Source organism: Blautia sp. MSK.20.85 (assembly GCF_013317245.1).
In the GTDB taxonomy this organism is placed as follows: Bacteria; Bacillota; Clostridia; order Lachnospirales; family Lachnospiraceae; genus Blautia_A.
Genome location: NZ_JAAIUN010000008.1, coordinates 122,319 through 139,340, shown reverse-complemented (window position 1 = coordinate 139,340; position 17,022 = coordinate 122,319). Strand labels below are relative to the sequence as shown.

15 protein-coding genes are annotated in these 17,022 nt (G+C 45.8%); 12 read left to right on the top strand and 3 right to left on the bottom strand.

Going from position 1 to position 17,022, the window contains the following annotated elements; genetic code table 11:
* Window positions 1–124 precede the first annotated feature (124 nt).
* The 6 genes from G5B12_RS06825 (at window position 125) to G5B12_RS06800 (ending at window position 6,196) form a co-directional block, all read left to right on the top strand.
* Window positions 125–805 carry a response regulator transcription factor gene (locus G5B12_RS06825; protein WP_118062120.1) on the top strand — a complete coding sequence of 227 codons (681 nt, stop codon included), beginning with the start codon at window positions 125–127 and terminating at the stop codon, window positions 803–805.
* Window positions 802–2,319, top strand: coding sequence for a sensor histidine kinase (locus G5B12_RS06820; protein ID WP_021976887.1), 1,518 nt, complete (start codon window positions 802–804; stop codon window positions 2,317–2,319). Before G5B12_RS06825 ends, G5B12_RS06820 begins: the two co-directional genes overlap by 4 nt.
* A gap of 146 nt (window positions 2,320–2,465) precedes the next feature.
* Window positions 2,466–3,098 carry an imidazole glycerol phosphate synthase subunit HisH gene (gene hisH / locus G5B12_RS06815; protein WP_021976886.1) on the top strand — a complete coding sequence of 211 codons (633 nt, stop codon included), beginning with the start codon at window positions 2,466–2,468 and terminating at the stop codon, window positions 3,096–3,098.
* 2 nt (window positions 3,099–3,100) lie between these two features.
* The gene (gene hisF, locus G5B12_RS06810; RefSeq protein ID WP_021976885.1) at window positions 3,101–3,859 is read left to right on the top strand and encodes an imidazole glycerol phosphate synthase subunit HisF; all 759 of its coding nucleotides are present in this window, start codon (window positions 3,101–3,103) and stop codon (window positions 3,857–3,859) included.
* Between the two features lie 21 nt (window positions 3,860–3,880).
* The gene (gene ung / locus G5B12_RS06805; RefSeq protein WP_021976884.1) at window positions 3,881–4,555 is read left to right on the top strand and encodes a uracil-DNA glycosylase; all 675 of its coding nucleotides are present in this window, start codon (window positions 3,881–3,883) and stop codon (window positions 4,553–4,555) included.
* A 15-nt stretch (window positions 4,556–4,570) separates the two neighbouring features.
* Window positions 4,571–6,196 (top strand): putative polysaccharide biosynthesis protein, encoded by a 1,626-nt coding sequence (locus G5B12_RS06800; protein WP_174087958.1) that lies wholly within the window; start codon window positions 4,571–4,573, stop codon window positions 6,194–6,196.
* 163 nt (window positions 6,197–6,359) lie between these two features.
* Here G5B12_RS06800 and pepT read toward each other — a convergent pair whose 3' ends face one another.
* Window positions 6,360–7,586 carry a peptidase T gene (gene pepT, locus G5B12_RS06795; protein WP_174087957.1) on the bottom strand — a complete coding sequence of 409 codons (1,227 nt, stop codon included), beginning with the start codon at window positions 7,584–7,586 and terminating at the stop codon, window positions 6,360–6,362.
* A 187-nt stretch (window positions 7,587–7,773) separates the two neighbouring features.
* On the opposite strand from pepT, the gene uraA reads away from it, so the two are divergent.
* The 6 genes from uraA (at window position 7,774) to xerD (ending at window position 14,270) form a co-directional block, all read left to right on the top strand.
* A complete protein-coding gene (gene uraA / locus G5B12_RS06790) occupies window positions 7,774–9,024 on the top strand; it encodes a uracil permease (protein WP_174087956.1) in 1,251 nt (416 codons plus the stop codon).
* A gap of 175 nt (window positions 9,025–9,199) precedes the next feature.
* Window positions 9,200–10,252 (top strand): recombinase RecA, encoded by a 1,053-nt coding sequence (recA, locus tag G5B12_RS06785; protein WP_021976880.1) that lies wholly within the window; start codon window positions 9,200–9,202, stop codon window positions 10,250–10,252.
* Window positions 10,253–10,255: 3 nt separating this feature from the next.
* Window positions 10,256–10,744, top strand: coding sequence for a regulatory protein RecX (locus G5B12_RS06780; RefSeq protein ID WP_021976879.1), 489 nt, complete (start codon window positions 10,256–10,258; stop codon window positions 10,742–10,744).
* Window positions 10,745–10,884: 140 nt separating this feature from the next.
* Complete coding sequence (gene rny / locus G5B12_RS06775; protein WP_021976878.1) at window positions 10,885–12,444, top strand: ribonuclease Y; 1,560 nt, start codon at window positions 10,885–10,887, stop codon at window positions 12,442–12,444.
* 129 nt (window positions 12,445–12,573) lie between these two features.
* Window positions 12,574–13,182 carry a stage II sporulation protein M gene (locus tag G5B12_RS06770; protein ID WP_021976877.1) on the top strand — a complete coding sequence of 203 codons (609 nt, stop codon included), beginning with the start codon at window positions 12,574–12,576 and terminating at the stop codon, window positions 13,180–13,182.
* Between the two features lie 203 nt (window positions 13,183–13,385).
* Window positions 13,386–14,270: a site-specific tyrosine recombinase XerD gene (gene xerD, locus G5B12_RS06765; RefSeq protein ID WP_021976876.1), complete on the top strand. Its 885-nt coding sequence runs from the start codon at window positions 13,386–13,388 to the stop codon at window positions 14,268–14,270.
* 267 nt (window positions 14,271–14,537) lie between these two features.
* Here xerD and G5B12_RS06760 read toward each other — a convergent pair whose 3' ends face one another.
* Window positions 14,538–15,569: a 3-deoxy-7-phosphoheptulonate synthase gene (locus tag G5B12_RS06760; protein WP_021976875.1), complete on the bottom strand. Its 1,032-nt coding sequence runs from the start codon at window positions 15,567–15,569 to the stop codon at window positions 14,538–14,540.
* A gap of 41 nt (window positions 15,570–15,610) precedes the next feature.
* On the bottom strand, window positions 15,611–16,945 hold the full coding sequence (locus tag G5B12_RS06755) for a polysaccharide biosynthesis protein (protein ID WP_174087955.1): 1,335 nt from the start codon (window positions 16,943–16,945) through the stop codon (window positions 15,611–15,613).
* Between the last annotated feature and the right edge of the window lie 77 nt (window positions 16,946–17,022).

The window sequence follows — 17,022 nt, the reverse complement described above, 5'->3', positions numbered from 1 at the left end:
ATCCGCTTTAGAATGAACGGGAAGCAGAGAAGAAATCTGTTTTCTGTGAAAGTGGGATAACACAGAGCATTTCGGACTGAAAATAACTGTCCGGAACAGCACTTGAGAAACGGAGGAAGATAGAATGGACGCATTAAAGATTCTTGTAGTAGATGACGAGAGCAGAATGAGAAAACTGGTAAAAGATTTCCTTACCAAAAAGAATTTCCAGGTACTGGAAGCCGGTGACGGTGAGGAAGCCATGGATATTTTTTATAAAGAAAAAGACATTGCACTGCTGATCCTGGACGTGATGATGCCGAAGATGGACGGCTGGGAAGTATGTCGTGAGATCCGTAAGAATTCCAAAGTTCCCATCATTATGCTGACAGCAAGAGGGGATGAACGTGATGAACTTCTGGGATTTGAACTTGGCGTAGACGAATATATTTCCAAACCGTTCAGTCCAAAGATCCTGGTGGCACGTGTAGAAGCCATCCTTCGAAGAACCGGACAGAGCAACCCGGATGAGGTACTTTCCGCAGGCGGTATTGTCATCGACAAGGCAGCACATCAGGCAACAGTGGACGGTAAACCGATGGATTTAAGCTTCAAGGAATTTGAGCTTCTGACTTATTTTCTGGAAAACGAGGGAATCGCCCTTTCCAGAGAAAAAATTCTTAATTCTGTATGGAATTATGATTACTTTGGTGATGCCAGAACCATTGATACCCATGTAAAGAAACTGAGAAGTAAAATGGGCGACAAAGGAGAGTACATCAAGACAGTCTGGGGTATGGGTTACAAGTTTGAGGTAGGAGAATGAAAAAGCCAGAAAAAAAACTAAAAAAAATCCACAGTCTACGCCATCAGATCACCGCATATTTTATCGGACTGCTGTTTTTGTCCATTCTGACTATCACCGTGATCAACGGAGCTTTCCTTGAAAAATATTATGTGACAAAAAAAATCGATGTACTTCTTGATCTCCGTACAACGCTGGAAAATACAGACATTGACAAGATGATGAACAGTGACAGCTCCGAAGGTTCGGAGAGTATCCCTGATGAGATCCAGAGAGCCTGCTCCAGAAACAATCTTTCCTGGGTTATCATTGACAGCAGCAATACCAGCTGGCTTTCCTGGGGCGAAAATGAAAAAATGCTTCAAAGCAAACTGTTCGGATATGTCTACGATCTGGATGAGGATGGGGACAAGAGCCGGACTCTGAAACAGGGAGACAATTATACGATCCAGCAGTCTCATGACCGTTTTGCAGGAATGGATTATGTGGAATGCTGGGGACAGCTGGATGATGAACATTATTTTATTATAAGGACACCACTTGAGAGCATTCGTGAGAGCGCAAACATTTCCAATAAGTTTTATTTTGCGGTTGGACTTGCGATTATTGTAGTGAGTGGTCTTATGATCATGCTGGTGACGAAACGGATCACCCGCCCGATCAGCGAACTGACAGATCTTTCAAAAAAAATGTCAGATCTTGATTTTGAGGCAAAATATGAGAGCAAAGTAGGCAATGAGATCGATGTTCTGGGGGATAATTTCAACCGGATGTCTTCACAGCTTGAAACAACCATCAGTGAACTGAAATCCGCAAACAATGAACTCCAGCGGGACATTGAGGATAAGATCAAGATCGACAAGATGCGAAAAGAATTTCTGGATAACGTATCCCATGAGCTGAAAACTCCGATCGCGCTGATCCAGGGCTATGCAGAAGGTTTAAAAGAAAACATTTCCGATGACCCTGAGAGTAGAGAGTTCTATTGCGACGTTATTATGGATGAAGCCTCCAAGATGAATAAGCTGGTAAAAAATCTTCTTACGCTGAATCAGCTGGAATCTGGTAAAGACGCAGTTGTGATGGAGAGGTTTGATATCGTATCCCTGATCCGGGGTGTGCTCCAGACCATGAATATCATGATCGGACAGAAAGAGGCAAACGTGATCTTTGAGGCGGAGAAGCCGGTTTATGTATGGGCCGATGAGTTTAAGATCGAAGAGGTTGTGACAAACTATGTAAGCAATGCCCTGAATCATCTGGATGGTGAGAAAGAGATCGAGATCAAACTTCAGGATGAGGATAACCGTGTGAAGATCAGTGTATTTAACACAGGAACTCCGATCCCTGAGGCAGATGTGCCAAATCTCTGGAATAAATTTTATAAAGTTGATAAAGCGAGAACCAGGGAATACGGTGGAAGCGGTATCGGTCTGTCCATTGTAAAAGCTATCATGGAAAGCATGAACCAGGAATACGGCGTGCAGAACTTTGACAATGGTGTGGAATTCTGGTTTACACTGGATCGGAAATAATGAAACTTTAGTGTGATAATGCGAAAAAACGGGCGGCAGCAGAGAAAAGTCTTTGCAACCGCCTGTTTTTGCGTTATACTAAATCAATGTAAATCGAAGGTGAGAGAGGAATATCGAGATACAAAAGAGCAGGAGGAAGCATTATTATGATAGGAATCATTGACTACGATGCAGGAAACATAAAAAGTGTGGAAAAAGCACTTCAGTATCTGGGACAGGAGACTGTCGTCTCAAGAGATCCCCAGGTGCTTCTGAAAGCAGATAAAGTAATTCTTCCAGGTGTTGGAAGTTTTGGCGATGCTATGGAGAATCTCAATAAGTACGGACTTGTTCCGGTAATACATGAGATCGTGGAAAAAGGAACTCCGTTTCTTGGAATCTGTCTTGGACTGCAGCTGCTTTTTGAGAGCAGTGATGAGACTCAGGGAGTGGAAGGCCTTGGAATCCTGAAGGGAAAGATCTTACGGATCCCGCCAAGCCCGGGACTGAAGATCCCGCATATGGGATGGAATTCCCTGCATCTTCAGAACAGCGGAAGATTATTTAAAGATATTCCAGAAAACACATACGTTTACTTTGTACATTCCTATTATCTTCAGGCAGAAGATGAAGAGATCGTGAAAGCCACCACGCAGTACAGTACATGTATTCACGCATCTGTGGAGAAGGGGAATGTATTTGCATGCCAGTTCCACCCGGAAAAAAGCAGCCGGTGGGGCTTGAAGATCCTTGAGAATTTTGCGGCACTTGAGGCAGGCACCGGAAAGGAGGAGGCATAATCATGTTTACAAAACGAATTATCCCATGTCTGGACGTAAATAAAGGACGTGTAGTAAAAGGCGTGAATTTTGTTGATCTGAAAGATGCCGGAGATCCGGTGGAAATTGCCAAAGCTTATGACGCAGCCGGTGCGGACGAGCTTGTTTTTCTTGATATCACGGCTTCCTGTGAAGAGCGTGATACGGTGGTAGATATGGTAAGAGCTGTTGCTGCCAATGTATTTATCCCCTTTACCGTAGGTGGAGGAATCCGTACTGTGGATGATTTCCGGAAACTTCTCCGTGAAGGTGCAGATAAGATCTCTGTAAATTCCGCAGCCATCGACCGCCCGGAGCTGATCCATGAGGCTGCACAGAAATTCGGAAGCCAGTGTGTGGTAGTTGCCATTGATGCCAAGAGAAGGCCGGATGGCGGCTGGAATATCTACAAACATGGCGGAAGACTGGATACCGGTATCGATGCTCTTACATGGGCAAAGAAGGTGGAAGAACTTGGCGCAGGTGAGATCCTTCTTACCAGCATGGACTGTGACGGAACCAAGGCAGGATATGATATTGAACTTACAAGAGCTGTTGCAGATGCGGTTTCCATTCCGGTGATCGCTTCCGGTGGTGCCGGAACTCTGGAGCATTTTTATGATGCACTGACTGAAGGCGGAGCAGACGCGGCACTGGCAGCATCTCTGTTCCACTACAAAGAACTGGAGATCCGGGAAGTGAAGGATTACCTTGCGGAAAAAGGAATTTCCGTGAGAAGATAAGTTGGATGAGAGGTGAAGGATATGGCTCCTATAGCGGGAGACTGGCAGGAGGCGCTGAAAGGTGAGTTTCACCAGCCTTACTATGCCAAACTTTATAAAACCGTGATGACAGAATACAGAACAAGAAAGATTTTTCCGCCTCCGGAAGATCTGTTCAATGCGTTTCATTTTACGCCGCTGCATCAGGTGAAGGTTGTGATCCTGGGACAGGACCCCTATCACAATGACGGACAGGCCCACGGGCTTTGTTTTTCCGTAAAAAAAGGTGTGGAAACACCGCCATCCCTGGTGAATATTTATAAAGAACTTGAGGATGATATGGGATGTTACATCCCAAACAACGGCAATCTGGAAAAATGGGCAAAACAGGGCGTGCTTCTTTTAAACACAGTGCTGACAGTCCGTGCCCATCAGGCCAATTCCCACAGGGGGATCGGCTGGGAACAGTTTACCGATGCCGCCATCCGGATCCTGGACGAGGAGGACCGTCCGATCGTATTTCTTCTCTGGGGCCGGCCTGCCCAGATGAAAGCATCCATGCTTCACAATCCGAAGCATCTGATCCTGGAAGCACCACATCCAAGCCCCCTTTCTGCTTACCGGGGATTTTTCGGATGCAAACATTTCAGTAAGGCCAACGAATTTCTGAAAGCCAACGGGGAAGAACCCATTGACTGGCAGATCGAGAATATTTAAGTTAAGGAAAGTAAAATGGGTAAAAAAAACGATAACACACTTGTGAAAAACGCCTCTTTTCTTATGGTTGCGGCGCTGATCTCCAAGATCATCGGAATGCTGTACAAGAGCCCGCTTTCAACCACACTGGGAAGCCAGAGTTTTGCACTTTTCCAGTTTGCACAGAATGTATATTTCATTCTGCTGATGATCGCGTCTTTCAGTATTCCACAGGCGGTATCCAAGATCATGGCGGAAAAGATCGCTTTTCACAGATATAAAGATGCACAGAAAGTATTTTACGGTGCTCTGATCTATGCGGCAGTTGCCGGCGGCATCGTGGCACTTGTCTGTGTATTTGGTGCGGGAATCCTGGTTCCGGACAGTATGGCAAATGCCCGTCTGGCACTGCAGATGCTTGCGCCTACAATTTTCATGTCTGGTCTGTGCGGTGTATTCCGCGGATATTTCCAGGCATACCGCAATATGATGCCGACATCGATCTCACAGATTATTGAACAGATTTTTGTGGCAACCTTTGCGCTTCTGATGTCACATGTATTTATTCAGCACTTCTCCGCAACGGGAGATATGGATCTGGTCCATCGCTGGGGTGCGGCAGGTGCTACCATGGGTACCGGTGCCGGTGTGGCGTCCGCTCTGATCTTTATGCTGATCGTCTACGGGGTAAACCGCAAGATCATCCGGAAAAGGATCGCCAATGACCATCATTCCGTAAATGAGAGTATGGGCCATGTAATGAGCAATATTGTACTCATCATCATGCCGATTATTCTCAGCGCTTTTATCTACAATGTAAACGGATATATCAACAGCTATATGTATTCTGGCATTATGGACATCAAAGGTGCTGCCAAGAACGTGATTCAGACGCTGTATTCCGAGTATGGATATTATATGACACTGATCAATATTCCGCTGACTCTGGCAAGTACGGCGCCGACTTCCATGATTCCAGAGGTTTCTGCACATTATGCCATGCATGATATCGAAGGCGCCAATATGAAAACAGACCGTGCCACATGGATCAGCATGCTGATCTCCATTCCGGCGGCAGTAGGTCTTGCGGTTCTTTCCGGACCGATCACAAGACTGATCTTCCCGGGAACCAACGGTGTTGGCGGACAGCTTCTGATCCTGGGAGGAATTACCATTATCCTCAACGGTAACTCCAATATTACCAACGGTGTACTTCAGGGAATCGGCAAGCCGAAACTTCCGATGATCCATGCAGCCATCGCTCTGGTGGCGGATGTGATCGCAATGGCACTGCTTCTGGTGTTTACCAACCTTGGTGTTTATACCATCGTCATCGCACAGATCGTCTATGCAGTTGTGATGTGTCTTCTTAATGACCGTTCCATCAAGAAATACATGGGTTACAAAAATCCATGGAGAAGTGCTTATTTAAGCCCGTTCCTGGCATCTATCCCAATGGGAGTTGTTGCGGGAGTGGTATATTACGGACTGTATGCACTGATCCATTCCAATGTGATCTGCCTTGGTATTTCCGTGATCCTGGCTGCTTGTGTATACTTTATTGTATATCTGTTTGTAAGTAAGCCTGGTGAAGAGGAGCTGGGTATGATGCCTGGTGGAAGGTATATGAAGAAACTGGCGAGAATGATGAAGATCATTTAACCGAATCAAGGAAGTCTTCGTCTGATTCGACCTGGTTCAGATGAATTTTATATGGTATAGAAATACCCACAGATTTATTCCGGAAAATAACCGGCCGGAGGATCTGTGGGTATTTTTTGTTTATATCAGATTTCTGGTGATGCAGGGTTTTAAGGGGATTTTCTCAATCTTTTCTCTGGGAAAACAGTTTTATGATCTCAAGGGTAACATCTACAGCGGCATCCATTCCTTCAACAGTAATGTGCTCATAAGGCCCGTGATAGGCATGTCCGCCGGTTCCAAGGTTCGGGCAGGGAAGTCCCATGAAACTTAACTGGGCTCCGTCTGTGCCGCCACGGATAGGCAAGATCAGCGGTGTGACACCGCAGGCACGGCAGGCATCCTCTGCCAGGGTGATCAGCCACGGGCAGGTATCAATGATCTCTTTCATATTGCGGTACTGCTGGGTGATGGTAAGGGTCACGGTACCTTCACCCCATTTTTCGTTGAGAATTTTGGTGATATGCGAAAGGGTTTTCTGGCGGACTTCAAAAGAAGCGGCATCGTGATCCCGGACAATATACTGAAGTTCAGCCTGGGAAACATCTCCTTTCATGGAGCACAGATGGAAAAATCCCTGATAGTCCTCTGTGTTCCTTGGCGTATCCGCAGAGGGGAGCATGGAATTAAATTCCATGGCAACAAGGGCAGCATTGACCATGGTATTTTTGGAAGAACCGGGATGGACATTGACGCCCTGGAAAATTACTTTTGCACTGCAGGCGTTGAAGTTTTCGTACTGGATCTCGCCTTCTGTATCACCGTCCAGGGTATAGGCGTAATCTGCACCGAATTTTTTTACATTGAAGTGAGCCGGTCCCATGCCGATCTCTTCATCTGGCGTAAATGCAACACAGAGAGGTCCGTGAGGTATTTTTTCCGTAAGGATATGCTCCAGCGCTGTAAGGATCTCCGCAATGCCGGCCTTGTCGTCAGCACCCAGGATTGTGGTTCCGTCTGAGGTGATGAGGGTCCGTCCGGCAAGAGAAGTAAGGTGTGAGAACATTTCCGGAGAAAGCGTTCTGCCGCTTGTACCAAGAGGGAGATCTTTTCCATCATAATTTTCAGTGATCACAGGTGTGACTGCATGGTCGCAGAAATCGGAAACTGTGTCCATATGTGCGATAAAGCCGAGGGCTTTGCAGTGTTCCAGACCTTCTGTGGCCGGAAGATGCGCGTAAACATAGCAGTGATCGTCCAGTGTTACATCAGAGATGCCAAGCCCTTTCAGTTCCTCCACAAGAAGGCGGGCCAGGTCAAACTGACATCTGGAAGAAGGGGAGGAAGTGCTTTCTTCGTTGCTTGGTGTGAATATTTTTACATAGGATAAAAGTCGTTCGTATGCTTTCATAGAAGAAAAGTCCTTTCTGAAAAAATTCGTCCGGAACAGACTGTACTTGCATTTGCGGAATCCGTCTGTTTTCCAGGAGATAACAACAGTATACCACACAGCATACGCATATTTGCGGAAAAAATCTCCCACGATGAGAAAACCTGTGCTATAATCGGTGGGATAATAAAAAACGGAGGATTTGAGAGTGGAAAAAAGAATCATACAGGTCGAAGAAAAAGTACCTGCAAAAATGCTGATACCGTTAAGTATCCAGCATATGTTTGCCATGTTCGGAGCATCCGTACTGGTGCCGTTCCTTTTTGGAATCAATCCGGCCATCGTGCTTCTGATGAATGGTGTGGGAACACTTCTTTTTATTTTCATCACAAAAGGAAAGGCACCGGCATACCTAGGCTCCAGTTTTGCCTTTCTTTCACCGGCACTTCTGGTCATCAGCAAGTACGGTTATGAGTATGCCCTTGGCGGTTTCGTTGTACTTGGTATTGCAGGTATGTGTGTGGCATTTATTGTCCGTCAGTGTGGAACGGACTGGATCGATATCGTGCTTCCTACCGCGGCAATGGGTCCGGTAGTTGCATTGATCGGTCTGGAACTTGCGGGAAATGCGGCAAGTACGGCAGGACTTCTGGATGACAAGGTAGATCCGAAGAATGTGATTGTATTTCTGGTGACACTTGGAGTGGCAGTATTCGGACAGATCCTGTTCCGTGGTTTTCTTTCTGTTATTCCCATTCTGATCGCGATCATTGCCGGATATGTGGCAGCAGGTGCATGCGGGCTTCTGGATTTTACCCAGGTGAGAGAAGCGGCGTTTTTTGCTCTTCCCAATTTTACATCCCCGAAATTTAATTTTGAGGCTGTCATGACGATTTTCCCTGCCCTGCTTCTGGTAACTTCCGAGCATATAGGACATCAGATCGTAACCGGAAAGATCGTCGGAAGAAATCTTCTGAAAGATCCGGGTCTTCACAGATCCCTGTTTGCGGATTTCTTCTCCACTACAGTTTCCGGATGCCTTGGTTCTGTGCCGACCACCACTTACGGTGAGAACATCGGTGTTATGGCTGTGACAAAGGTTTACAGCGTACAGGTTATCGGCGGTGCGGCAGTGCTTTCCATCTGCTGTTCTTTCCTTGGCAAACTGGCAGCTCTGATCAGTACTATCCCTGGTCCGGTTATCGGCGGAATTTCTTTCCTCCTTTACGGAATGATCGGAACTTCCGGACTTCGTATGCTGGTTGACAATCACGTGGATTACAGCAAATCCAGAAACCTGACACTGACAAGTGTTGTCTTTGTTGTGGGACTTTCCGGAATTGCCCTGAAACTTGGAAATGTGGAGCTTACAGGTATGGTACTGGCGTGTGTGGTTGCCATGGCATTAAGCCTTGTGTTCTATATCCTGGATAAACTGAAACTGACCAACGATCAGTAAAAAATAAGCGGCGTTCATTTTAAAAAGCAGATAAAAAGGGAAACCTTTCTATCTGCTTTTTCTGCTTGACAATCATTCCGTTTTATAATACTATGTAATACAGAAAACACGAACAAAGGTTCGAAAAAACAGGAAACTTGGCGATAGAAGAGAATAAAGAATAGGAGATTGTAGAATGATCAGTGAAGAGAAGCAGAAGGCGCTGGAAGCAGCCCTTGGAAATATTGAGAAACAGTTTGGTAAGGGCTCTGTTATGAAGCTTGGAGATTCCAGTTCCCATATGCAGGTGGAGGCAGTTCCAACAGGATGCTTAAGCCTTGATATCGCTCTTGGCGTAGGTGGTGTGCCGAAAGGACGTATCGTGGAGATCTACGGACCGGAGTCCAGTGGTAAGACAACCGTAGCCTTACATATGGTTGCCGAGGTTCAGAAGAGAGGCGGAATCGCAGGATTCATCGATGCGGAGCATGCCCTTGATCCAGTTTACGCCAAGAATATCGGTGTGGATATTGATAATCTTTACATTTCACAGCCGGATAACGGAGAGCAGGCTCTGGAGATTACAGAGACCATGGTGCGCTCTGGTGCTGTGGATATCGTGATCGTGGACTCTGTTGCAGCATTGGTTCCCAAGGCAGAGATCGAAGGCGATATGGGAGACAGCCATGTGGGCCTGCAGGCACGTCTGATGTCACAGGCACTCCGTAAACTGACTGCTGTTATCAGCAAGTCCAACTGTGTGGTAATCTTTATCAACCAGCTCCGTGAGAAGGTCGGCGTAATGTTCGGTAATCCGGAGACTACAACCGGTGGACGTGCCCTGAAGTTCTATGCATCTGTCCGTATGGATGTCCGCCGCGTGGAGACACTGAAGCAGGGCGGTGAGATGGTAGGTAACCATACCCGTGTGAAAGTAGTCAAGAATAAGGTGGCTCCGCCATTTAAACAGGCAGAATTTGATATTATGTTCGGAACCGGTATTTCCAGAGAGGGAGACATCCTGGATCTTGCGGCAGACTGCTCCATTGTAAACAAGAGTGGTGCGTGGTATGCATACGAAGGGGACAAGATCGGACAGGGACGTGAGAATGCCAAATTATTCCTGAGAGCGCATCCGGAGATCCGTGATGAGATCGAGAAGAAGGTACGTGTACAGTATCATCTGGATCCGGCTGATGAAACAGCAGAATCTGCGGCACAGGCAGCGGATACGGAAGAAGAGGAATAATCCATGCTGAATCCGGAAGAACGAAACCGGGCAAGAAAGAAAGCCATGCGGCTTCTGGAACATATGGATCGTACAGAGAAAGGCCTGACGGATAAACTCCGTCAGGCTGAATTTTCACAGGAGGCAGTGGAAGATGCCATTGCCTATGTGAAGTCTTACGGTTATATTAATGATGCCCGTTATGCCAGGACATATATTTCTTTCCGCATGGAGTCCAAGAGCCGCCAGAAGATCCTTTCCGAGCTTCAGATGAAAGGTGTAGACCGTCAGATTGCACTGGAAGCCTGGGAGGAAATGGAAGAACTTATGGAACCTGATGAACGTGCCGTTTTACGAAAGACCATAGAGAAGAAATATGCACCGGATACCGAGCTTGATGAAGGACAGATGCGGAGACTCTATGGTTACCTTGCCAGAAGAGCATTTAAGTACGAAGATATTTCACATACCCTGGATGAGATGAACATCCGTGTGAAACACGAGATGGAATAATTCCGTACAAAAAAAGTCACAGTTCATGCATGCTAACCAAAATCGGCTTTTTCATGAGAAAAACTTGACATAAATGTGAAAAACAGCTAAACTTGTATTGTTGTATTTGTACAATGAAAACTAAATAAGGAGGTGCTCCTGTGGCAGGCACAATTATCGGTGTTATTGTCGCTGTGGTAGTCACGCTACTTATTGCAGTTCCTGTTACTTGCAAGGTTGCTGTTGACAAGAAAGTACGCAAGGATGCGGAAATCGTAGGTACAGCAGAGGATAAAGCAAGGAATATTCTTGATGAAGCATTGAAAGCAGCAGAGACCAAGAAACGCGAAACTTTACTTGAGGTAAAGGAAGAATCTCTGCGAACTAAAAATGAACTGGAAAGGGAAACCAAGGAACGGAGAAACGAGCTGCAGAGATACGAGAAGCGAGTTTTGTCAAAAGAGGAATCTGTTGACAAAAAAGCCAATGCAGTGGAGAAGCGTGAGCTGGAATGTACAGCGAAATTTAACGAGTTACAAGAAAAAGAAAAACGAGTAAATGAACTTGAGGAAAAAGGAGTACGGGAACTGGAACGAGTTTCAGGTCTTACCTCCGAACAGGCAAAAGAAGAATTACTGAAATCTGTAGAAGATGACGTAAAGGTGGATGTTGCAAGACTCTATAAAGAGCTTGAGAACAGAGCCAAAGAAGAAGCCAACAAGAAAGCCAAGGAATATGTGGTCAATGCCATTCAGAAATGCGCAGTGGATCACGTATCTGAGACAACAATTTCTGTGGTACAGCTTCCAAGTGATGAAATGAAGGGAAGGATTATCGGTCGTGAGGGCCGTAACATCCGTACATTGGAGACACTTACCGGTGTGGATCTGATCATTGATGATACACCGGAGGCAGTTGTTCTCTCCGCGTTTGATCCGATCCGTAGAGAGATCGCCAGAGTGGCTCTGGAGAAACTTATTGTGGATGGACGTATTCATCCGGCAAGAATTGAAGAGATGGTGGAGAAAGCCCAGAAAGAAGTGGAAACACAGATCCGTGAAGACGGTGAGACAGCAGCCATGGATGTGGGTGTTCATGGAATCCATCCGGAACTTCTGAAACTTCTTGGACGTATGAAATTCCGTTCCAGTTATGGTCAGAATGCTTTAAGACATTCCATTGAGGTTGCACAGCTTTCCGGACTTCTCGCAGGAGAGATCGGTGTGGATGTGCGTATGGCCAAACGTGCCGGACTTCTTCATGATATCGGTAAATCCATTGATCATGAGGTGGAAGGTTCTCATATCCAGATTGGTGTGGATCTCTGTAAGAAATATAAGGAATCCCCGATCGTTATCAACACAGTTGCGTCCCATCATGGCGATGTGGAACCGGAATCTCTTATCGCATGTATTGTACAGGCTGCTGACGCGATTTCCGCAGCAAGACCTGGTGCAAGACGAGAGACACTGGAAACCTATACCAATCGTCTGAAACAGCTCGAGGATATCACCAATGAGTTCAAGGGCGTAGAGAAATCTTTTGCTATTCAGGCAGGAAGAGAAATTCGTGTTATGGTTGTACCGGATCACGTAAGTGATGCAGATATGGTTCTCCTTGCAAGAGACATTGCAAAGCAGATCGAAGCAGAACTTGAATATCCGGGACAGATCAAGGTTAATGTGATCCGTGAAAGCAGAGCGGTTGATTACGCAAAATAAGCTTTCGCTCACAGAATACTCTGGAAATAATGAAAGCCGGACAGCTTTAATAGCTGGCCGGCTTTTTTGCTGCCCGGAAACAGGTTATATTACGGAGAGTTTGGACGTAAACTGGTACAGGGTGAGTGAATGGAAAAAAGAAATGAAAGCAGAAAATGGAAAACAGCTGGTCGTTTTCCGGCAGAGATTCTTTTTTTGACCGGTTTTCTGGTGGGAAATATCATACCGAATCTGATCTGGAAAATGGAATGGAAACAGAAAACCCTGGCTTCTTTCTATCTGATCCGGAATTTTGCGGGGAAAGATATTTCCGGCGGAGCATATTTGCTGGAAGTGTTACGACACAGGGGAGTACTCTTTCTTTTTCTGTTTTTCTGTGGGTTTACCATATTTGGGGTACCGCTGTCAGTGGCTTATATGCTGATTCTTGGGATGGAGACAGGACTTATCCTGACTTTATCCGTGCTGGAATTTGGTATTTACGGAGGTGTGGCCGGGGCCGGACTTCTGATTCCTCAGTATGTGATCTATATTCCGGTGTATTTTTATCTTGCTGGTCTTGTATACAGACAGTCCTATGATATCTGGAAAAACTATGGGCTTGTACCTCAGAAATCGAGGCTATATATCCGGCAGGGAATGACTGCATTTCTGGTGTATACAGGGGGAATTCTTGCGGAAAGTTTCCTGAATCCGTGGATTCTTGAAAAAGTTGTAAAGGGACTGAAATTTTTTTAAAAAAATTTTTACAATATGTAGTAATGGTTTCCATAAAATCTGCGATATTTGGTGGTTTGAGGCGGAATGTGTTGAAATTGCGAGGTTTTGCGCTGAAAAACCGTTTGATTTTATGTAAAATACACAGTATAATTCAGTCATAAAAGAATACAGATTTTACGGTTTGGTTGATAACGAGTTATTTAGAAACGGGATGTAAGAGAATGGACATAGAGATACGGGAATTTATTACATATTTACATAACAGAAAAAGAACATCTCATAATACAGAGGTGTCATATCAGAGAGATCTGAAGAAAATGGCAGCATATTTTGAGGAACGTGGGATTTACGATATCCGTGACGTGGGAGAGTTGGAACTGGAGGGATATCTCAGTTACATGGAGAGGGGACAGTTTGCCTCTTCTACAATCTCAAGGAATGTAGCTTCCATCCGTGCACTGTTTCAGTATCTTCAGCAGGAAGGCCGGATTGAGAGAGATCCGTCCCTGGAGCTGAAGCCACCCAAGGTTGAGAAGAGGATGCCGGAGATCCTTTCTGTGGATGAAGTGGACAGACTTCTGAGACAGCCGGATTTGAATACTCCGAAGGGAATTCGGGACAGCGCCATGCTGGAACTTCTTTATGCCACAGGAATGCGTGTCAGTGAACTGCTTCACCTGAATCTGGAGGATATTAATCTTCAGCTTGGTTATGTAGTCTGCCACGATGAAGAGAAGGAGCGGGTAATCCCTGTAGGAAATGTCTGCAGGAATGCCATGGACAAATATCTGAAAGAAGCCCGCAGAATATTTGTAAAGGAAAATGAGACGCAGAGCCTTTTTACCAACTGTTCAGGAAAGTCCATGAGCAGACAGGGGTTCTGGAAAGTGCTGAAGGGATATGCGGAAGAAGCAGGAATCCAGCATGATATCACACCACACACCCTGAGACATTCTTTTGCCGCACATATGCTGCAGAACGGAGCAGATGTGAAGAGTGTACAGGAAATGCTGGGACATTCAGATATTTCTACAACACAGATCTATTTGAATTTTGGTGTTGCGAAAATGCGTGATGTATACATGAAGGCGCATCCGAGGCATTAACCTGTAAAGAGGAATATGATATTGGGCAGAAAGAAATAAGCGGAGAATGGAACGACAGGACAGTTCTGTTTTCCGCTTTTTTTGATATATTATAAGTCTAACAGATCATGAGAATGGTCATATCTGCTTAAAAAGGGATTGAAAAAAGAACCGACGCTTCCAAAAAAAGGAAGAACGCCGGTTCTTTTGATGTGCATTTCAGTCAAGGGAATATTTGCAATCCCGTAGGGACCCCTTGATTTGTTAAAACTGCAGATCGGACAGATCTTAGCAGTTCTCAGCAATCGTATAAAGCAGTTTCTCTGACTCATCCCATCCAAGGCATGCATCTGTGATGGATTTACCGTAGATGTGATCTCCACCGATCTTCTGGTTGCCTGGCTCGATATAGCTCTCGATCATGAGACCTTTTACCATGGTATGAAGCTCAGGATCTACCTGACGGCTGTGAAGAACTTCACTTGCGATACGAACCTGCTGTTCGTAATGCTTGTTGGAGTTGGAATGGTTGGTATCCACGATCACTGCCGGGTTGGCAAGGTTCTTTGCGTGGTATTTGTCATAGAGAAGACGAAGATCCTCATAATGGTAGTTCGGGATGGCTTCCCCATGTTTGTTTACCGCACCACGAAGGATTGCGTGGGAGAGCGGGTTACCGGTGGTCTCAACTTCCCAGCTTCTGTAAATGAAGCGGTGAGCGCCCTGTGCTGCAACGATGGAGTTCAGCATAACGCTGTAGTCGCCACTGGTAGGATTCTTCATACCAGCCGGAACGTCCATGCCGCTGACTGTCAGTCTGTGCTGCTGATCTTCAACAGAACGTGCACCTACAGCAACGTAGGAAAGAAGATCAGAAAGATAACGGTAGTTCTCCGGGTAAAGCATCTCATCTGCACAGGTAAAACCACTTTCGCGGATGGCACGCATGTGCATCTTACGGATTGCAATCAGTCCGGCAAGAAGGTTCGGTTTCTTCTCAGGATCCGGCTGATGGACCATTCCTTTGTATCCTTCTCCGGTTGTACGTGGTTTGTTTGTGTAAACACGCGGGATAATGAGGACTTTATCCTCGATCTTTTCCTGTACTTTGCGAAGTCTTAAAAGATAATCGCATACAGCATCTTCGTTATCTGCAGAACATGGTCCGATGATAGCGAGGAATTTATCAGATTTTCCGGTGAAAACGTCGCGAATCTCAGCATCGCGTTTCTCCTTGAGAGCCTGAAGTTCAGCATCGATGGGATACTGATTGCGGATTTCCTCAGGAGTTGGCAGTTTTTTTATGAATTCAAAACTCATAGTACTTTATTCCTCCATAATTATAACATTTCGGTTATTAATTATAAACGATTATCGCCCGCTTGTCGATAGGGAAATTTTAGCGCTTTCACGTGTAGAAGGGAAAGGAGCAGTTCACCCAGAAAAATGCCGTAAAAATAGCCTCGAATCCCAATTGCCGGAATCATAAAAACAACAGAAAAAATACGGATGAGAATGCCGGCAGCGCTGTGAATCAGGCAGCGCCCCGGCCTTCCAAGCCCCTGAAGGATGCTGGCGAGCATGGTGTTGGTATAAAGAAAAGGACAGATGAAAGAAAGATACCGTATGTAAGTTCCGGCAGTTTTGCTGTGAAAAAGCAGTGTTCCAAGGAATGGTCCAAAGAGAAAGAATCCGCTTCCACACAAAAATCCCAGAAACATGCAGAGAAAAAAAGTCTGGTCTGTGACATAGCGGATCTGTTTCTGATCTCCAAGGGCATCCATTCTTGCGACAGAGGGCATCAGCATTACAGCTGCGGAAGTTGTAATGGTGGAAGGAAACAGGAGCAGGGGAAGGGCCATTCCCGTAAAGATCCCGTAAATTTTCAGTGCCTCTGAAGAAGTCATTCCACAGCGAATCAGCATCTGTGGAATCAGAACCGCTTCTATGCTTCCGAGAAGTGTCAGGAGGATGCGGTTCAGGGATATGGGGAAAGACAGGGTAAAAAGATCTTTTATCAGCGGAAAAATTTTAACGGAAGTTTTTTCTTTTACAGGATGATTTCCAAAATGAAAAGAAACCATAAGGAGTGATATCAGAGAAGCGGCAGCTTCTCCTGCGAGGGAACCGCCGGCTGCGATCATCGCAGTGACCGGACGGCCTTCGGAGAGAAAGATCAGATACAGGATATAAGTGGCACCGATCCGGACAGTCTGCTCGCTAAGCTGCACAGCTGCGGGTACAGAAGCTTTTTTCCGGGCATAATAATAGCTGTCAATGCAGGAGTGAATGGCGCAGAGTGGTATACTGGCAGCCGTCAGCCGAAGAAGATCGGAGGTCCCGGGTGCTTTCAGGATTGTGGAAGCAAAAAAATCTGCATGCCGAAAAAGCAGAAAACCGGTTACAGCAGAAAAAAAGACAGCCGCAAAGATTCCCGTAACCAGAGAAAAATATGCCTCCTTTTTTTCCTGAAGAGCAAGTCTGGACGCAATCAGCCGGGAAAGTGCAGACTGGATTCCGGTATAGGAAAGAGCAGCCATAAGTCCCTGCAGAGGAAGGATCAGCTGATACAGACCAAGACCTTCCGCACCAATGGCATGGGATAGGAATATCCTATAAAAGAAACCAGCAATACGGCTGACAAGTCCCGTGCAGGCAAGAATCAAGGTTCCTTTGAGAAATACTTTTTTTGACATGGATAACCTGGAGCCTTTTTTGTCAGTATATGAAGAAGTTAGTCTTGACAGAACCATAGGTTTCTGATAGAGTAAAC